Raw genomic sequence first — 3,767 nt, forward strand, 5'->3', positions numbered from 1 at the left:
AATGGAAACCACCCTCGCCCTCACCAACGACATGCTGCTGGTGCTGGGCCTGGTGGTGTTCACCATGGTCATGTTCCTGTTCGAGCGCATCCGTGGCGACGTGGTCTCGCTGGTGGTGCTGGTCGCGCTGGGGCTGACCGGCCTGGTGGCACCCGAAGACCTGTTCGGCGGTTTCTCCTCCGGCGCGGTGATGAACGTCATCGCCACCATGATCCTCGGCGCCGGGCTCGATCGCACCGGCGCCCTCAACCGACTGGCCGGCTGGTTGCTGCAGCACGCGAAAGGCATCGAAAGCCGCTTGGTGCTGCTGGCCTCGGCGGTTGCCGGCCTCAATTCCTCGATCATCCAGAACACCGCGGCCACGGCGCTGTATCTTCCGGTCGCCTCGCGGCTGACCGCGCGCACCGGCATCGGTCTGTCCAAACTGCTGTTGCCCATGTCGGCCGCGATCATCATGGGCGGCAGCCTGACCATGGTCGGCAATTCGCCGCTGATCCTGCTCAACGACCTACTGGTGTCGGCCAATGCCAACATGCCTTCCGGTGCCGCGACACTGGAACCCCTGAAGATGTTCGCGCCATTGCCGATCGGGCTGGCGCTGCTGGCGGCCTCATTGGTCTATTTCCACGTTCTCGGTCGCCGCATCCTGCCCGAGGAACGCATCAGCCCGGTGACACCGGCACGCACCCAAAGCTACTTCGCCCGCGCCTACGGCCTCGAGGGTGAGATATTCGAATTGACCGTCACCACCGACAGCCCCCTGGTGGGCATGAGCGTGGGCGATGCCGAATCACAGGTCGATGCGCCCTTGCTGCTGGCACTGCAGACCGGCACCGAATCACGGCTTGCCCCCCCGTCGGATGCGCGAATCTGGGTGGGCAGCGTGCTCGGCGTGATGGGTGAACGCGATGCGATCGACGATTTCGCGCAGAAGAATTTCCTGCGCGTGTCCCCGCGCATGCGCGTGTTCGGCGACCTGTTCAACCCGAGCCGCGCCGGCATCTCCGAAGCCGTGGTGCCACCGACTTCGAAGTTCATCGGCAAGCCACAGGCGCAACTGCGGCTGCGCAAGCAGTTCGGGCTGAGCCTGCTGGCGATCAACCGCGACAAGCAGGTCCTGCGGGAGGACGTGCGCAACATCCCGATCCGCGCCGGTGACATGCTGGTGCTGCACAGCATCTGGACCGACCTTGCCGAAGCCGCGAAAAGCCACGACTTCGTGGTCATTACCGATTATCCAAAGGGCGAGCAGCGCCCGCATAAGTTCAAGATCGCGATGGCCATCTTCGCCATCAGCATGCTGATGGCGCTGATGTCGAGCATCCCAACAGCGATCGCGCTGATGACCGGCGTCGCCGGGATGCTGGTGACTGGCGTCCTGAAGATGGACGAGGCCTATGCCGCGATCAGTTGGAAGACCGTGTTCCTGATGGCCTGCCTGATCCCGCTGGGCTGGGCAATGGACTCCAGCGGCGCTGCCGCATGGGTCGCGGGCCACACCCTTGATCGCATGCCCCAAGGCATCCCGCTATGGCTGATCGAGGTGGCATTGGCATTGTTGACGACACTGTTCTCGCTGGTGATCAGCCACGTCGGGGCGACCATCGTACTGGTACCGCTGTCGATCAACCTCGCGTTGGCGGTGGGCGGCAACCCCACCGCGTTCGCCCTGATCGTGGCGCTTTCAGCCTCCAACAATTTCATGACCGCATCCAATCCGTCGATCTCGATGATCACCGGTCCGGCAGGCTACACCTCGGCCGACATGTGGCGCACCGGCGGTCCGCTGACATTGCTCTACACAGCCATCATCGTGTTGATGATCAATGTGATGTATTGACCGCTCCGCCGGGCATCGGGACGGGCGAGGCTCCATGCGCTGCCACGCGGCCCTGCACACAGGCTCAATCGGACGTTGGCCCCGCTTCCCCCAACCGCACCTGCCCGTCGTCCACGCGCACGGCAACCGCGCGCAAGCACTCGCCGCGACAGGGGCCTACGACACACAGGCCCTCCGGCAGTTCAAACGTGGCCCCATGGACGGCGCACATCAGCTCGCCTTTTTTCGTGCGCAGGAATTTGCCCGGCGCATAGTCGAGCCGACGCCCGGCATGCGGGCAGATATTGCGCCATGCACGCACCCCGCCGTTCGGTTCGCGATAAAGAATCAGCGATTCGACATCACCATCGATCATGGCCTCGGCTTCGGCCAGCGTATCCGGCGGCAGGTCGGCCAGCGACAGCAGGTCGATCCCGGAAATTTCGCCCTCGTTTAACGAACTACTCACAACTGATCCGCAGGTTGTTCCGATACTGCACGACATTGTCTCACGCCTCCCGGGCCTGCCCGCTTCGCCCATGACGATCTTCCCCGGCTCCGCCTTCCGTTGGTCCCGTTTCGATGCGTTCACTGCGCCGCGCCGTCCGCGCCATCGGCTGCTGCGTGCGCTGTTCGGGAGCGTCGGCGTGGTCCTGCTGCTGGTGCTGCTGGTCTTTGGCGTGTTCGTGGGCGCGGCCATGTTGCTCGGCGGGATGCTGTGGCAAGCGTGGGCACGGCGGCGCACGCCGGCCACCGCCGCTGCCGGGACCGATGTCATCGACGGCAGTTTCCGCGTGGTCGACAAGCCCGGACTGCCGCTGGCGCGCTGAGTGGATGTGATCGCCGCCAGCGCCACGCCGCGCGTCCCGGTGGTCGATCTTGCAGGCGCTGTGGTGGGCACGTTCCCCGTGCACCGGATCTACTGCGTCGGTCGCAACTACGCCGAGCATGCCCGCGAAATGGGCGCCGCTGCACCCGCCTCCAAGGCCGAACGCGGCGTGCCGACCTTCTTCATGAAACCCGCCGATGCCATCGCCGTCGACGGCAAGGTCCCCTATCCCGCCGCCACTTCGCAGCTGCACCACGAAGTCGAGTTGGTGGTGGCGCTGGGGCGTGACGCAAACGGTGTCGTTGCGCCGGAGGATGCCGAAGCCCTGGTGTTCGGCTACGGCGTCGGCCTCGACCTGACCCGCCGCGACCTGCAAGCGGCGGCCAAGGCCAAGGGCCTGCCCTGGGACACCGCCAAGGGCTTCGATCAGTCGGCTCCGCTCAGTGCGCTGCTGCCGGTGGACGAGGCGGGCGATCTCTCCTCCGCGCGCATCGTGCTAGAGGTCAACGGCGAGCCTCGCCAGCAGTCCTCGCTCGACCACATGCTCTGGAACGTCGCCGATATCCTGTATGAACTTTCGCTGCTGTACGCCTTGCGTGCTGGCGACCTGGTGTTCATGGGCACGCCAGCCGGCGTCGGCCCGCTGCTGCCGGGCGATGCCTTCCACGCCCGCATCGACGGCCTTCCGGAACTGCAGGGCAGCATCACCGCACCGCTGCGCTAGGATGGCCGCTTCCACCTGCAAGCAACGGAGTGATCGATGGGCATGCTGACCGAGTTCAAGGAATTTGCGATGCGCGGCAACGTGATCGACCTCGCCGTCGGCGTGGTCATCGGCGGCGCATTCGGGAAAATCGTGACGGCACTGGTCGACAAGGTGGTGATGCCACCGATCGGCCTGTTCGTCGGCAACGTCGATTTTGCCTCCCTCGGAATCGTCCTCAAAGCGGCGACGGTCGATGCGGCCGGCAAACCGGTGGCTGCCGTGGTGCTTGCCTACGGAGAATTCATCAATGCCATCGTCCAGTTCCTGATCGTGGCCTTTGCGGTGTTCCTCGCCATCAAGACGATCAACCGCATGCACAAGAAAGAAGAAGCCGCCCCGGAGGCACCGCCGGC

The 3,767-nt window shown here is 65.0% G+C and carries 5 protein-coding genes; 4 read left to right on the forward strand and 1 reads right to left on the reverse strand.

Annotated features, from left to right (window positions below):
* Position 1 precedes the first annotated feature (1 nt).
* Entirely contained in the window at positions 2-1,840 is a 1,839-nt protein-coding gene (locus tag IT472_RS03285) for an SLC13 family permease (protein WP_297178319.1), read from the forward strand.
* A 64-nt stretch (positions 1,841-1,904) separates the two neighbouring features.
* Here IT472_RS03285 and IT472_RS03290 read toward each other — a convergent pair whose 3' ends face one another.
* Positions 1,905-2,195 (reverse strand): Rieske 2Fe-2S domain-containing protein, encoded by a 291-nt coding sequence (locus IT472_RS03290; RefSeq protein ID WP_297178333.1) that lies wholly within the window; start codon positions 2,193-2,195, stop codon positions 1,905-1,907.
* Between the two features lie 163 nt (positions 2,196-2,358).
* Between IT472_RS03290 and IT472_RS03295 the strand changes: the two genes are divergently transcribed.
* The 3 genes from IT472_RS03295 to mscL all read left to right on the forward strand — a co-directional run.
* Positions 2,359-2,649, forward strand: a complete 291-nt coding sequence (locus tag IT472_RS03295) for a hypothetical protein (protein WP_297178324.1) — start codon at positions 2,359-2,361, stop codon at positions 2,647-2,649.
* A complete protein-coding gene (locus IT472_RS03300; protein WP_297178328.1) occupies positions 2,650-3,372 on the forward strand; it encodes a fumarylacetoacetate hydrolase family protein in 723 nt (240 codons plus the stop codon).
* A 36-nt stretch (positions 3,373-3,408) separates the two neighbouring features.
* Positions 3,409-3,767: large-conductance mechanosensitive channel protein MscL (gene mscL, locus IT472_RS03305; protein ID WP_297178330.1), on the forward strand; the 359-nt coding region annotated here is incomplete at its 3' end.

Origin of the sequence: Thermomonas sp., assembly GCF_020850895.1 — a bacterium.
Classification (GTDB): domain Bacteria; phylum Pseudomonadota; class Gammaproteobacteria; order Xanthomonadales; family Xanthomonadaceae; genus Thermomonas.

Excerpts from the sequence above, each read along its gene's own strand:
- IT472_RS03285 (WP_297178319.1), top strand. The coding sequence starts at position 2 with ATGGAAACCACCCTCGCCCTCACCAACGACATGCTGCTGGTGCTGGGC.
- IT472_RS03290 (WP_297178333.1), bottom strand. The coding sequence starts at position 2,195 with ATGATCGATGGTGATGTCGAATCGCTGATTCTTTATCGCGAACCGAAC.
- IT472_RS03295 (WP_297178324.1), top strand. The coding sequence starts at position 2,359 with ATGACGATCTTCCCCGGCTCCGCCTTCCGTTGGTCCCGTTTCGATGCG.